Raw genomic sequence first — 1159 nt, 5'->3', positions numbered from 1 at the left:
CGATCAAATGTCACAACCAATAGCTTTAGATACTAGAATTATAGGACTTTTAGTTAGCTTGATACCAGTTTCAGTAATACTTTATATAATCGCTCTTTTAGTCAAATTATTTACGTGTTATGAAAAGCTTGAGGTTTTTTCTTCTAGAGTAGTTTTGATATACAAAAGATTAGGATGGGGGTTGGTATATTATTTTTTTGCTCAAATCATTTTTGAGCCTTTAATATCATTGACTCTAAGTTATCATAATCCTGTAGGTGAACGTTTCGTAAGTGTATCAATTGGTACTAACGAAATTCTAGCATTATTATGTGGGGGAGTGATTATAACAATATCAAAAGTTATGCAAAAAGCTCATGAACTTGCTGAAGAAAATGATTTAACAATTTAAGGATATTTAGATGTCTATAAGAATTGACTTAGCAAGAATAATGCTTGATAAACAAATTAAATCTAAAGATTTAGCAAAAGCTATTGGAATTACAGAGCAAAACTTATCAATATTAAAAAACGAAAAAGCAAAAGCTATTAGATTTTCTACTCTAGAAGCAATTTGTAAGTATCTAGGTTGCCAACCAGGAGACATATTAATTTATGAGGATTAAATTCTTATAAAATATAAATATACTAATACTCTATATATATTGTTACAATTGTATTCAAATAAAATTAATCTTAGATAATATAAATTATGAATACAATCAATTTAGGCAAGTATTTTTTTGTTTTAACTATATTTTTCATAAATATAAGTTTTGCAAGTTCTGATAAATATCATTTGGAAACTCCTCCAATACCGGCAGGAACTTATAAACCTGACTTTAGAGATATTAAAGATGTATCTGAAAAGAAAAAAGTCTTTATAGAATTTATGTCAAAAGAAATAGATGAAGCTAATCAAGAGTTATGTAAACAAAGAAAAACTATTATGAAACTACAAGAAATTCTTAATAGTAAAGAAGATTTAGATGAAAATCAAAAAACAAAAATTAAAAAATATACTTCCTTCTATAAAATATGGAATGCTAAGACGTTACAAGAGCAAGTTAATGCTTTAGTTACAAAAGTTAATATAGCACCTAAAAGTCTAGTAATTGCTCAAGCAATCCTTGAAACTGGCTGGGGAACATCTAGATTTGCAGTTGACTATAATAATTAC

General features: G+C 26.8%; 3 protein-coding genes. All 3 read left to right on the top strand.

Annotated elements, in window-relative coordinates; translation table 11 throughout:
* Positions 1-391 (top strand): DUF2975 domain-containing protein (locus tag FQ699_RS09660; RefSeq protein ID WP_146422133.1); only part of this gene is annotated, 391 nt, incomplete at its 5' end.
* 10 nt (positions 392-401) lie between these two features.
* Positions 402-605 carry a helix-turn-helix domain-containing protein gene (locus FQ699_RS09655; RefSeq protein ID WP_146421349.1) on the top strand — a complete coding sequence of 68 codons (204 nt, stop codon included), beginning with the start codon at positions 402-404 and terminating at the stop codon, positions 603-605.
* A gap of 86 nt (positions 606-691) precedes the next feature.
* Positions 692-1159: glucosaminidase domain-containing protein (locus tag FQ699_RS09870; protein ID WP_257217896.1), on the top strand; the 468-nt coding region annotated here is incomplete at its 3' end.

It is taken from the genome of Francisella salimarina, assembly GCF_007923265.1.
GTDB lineage: Bacteria > Pseudomonadota > Gammaproteobacteria > Francisellales > Francisellaceae > Francisella > Francisella salimarina.
The sequence above is the reverse complement of the archived record's forward strand: the minus strand, read 5'-3'. Positions and strand labels throughout refer to the sequence as shown.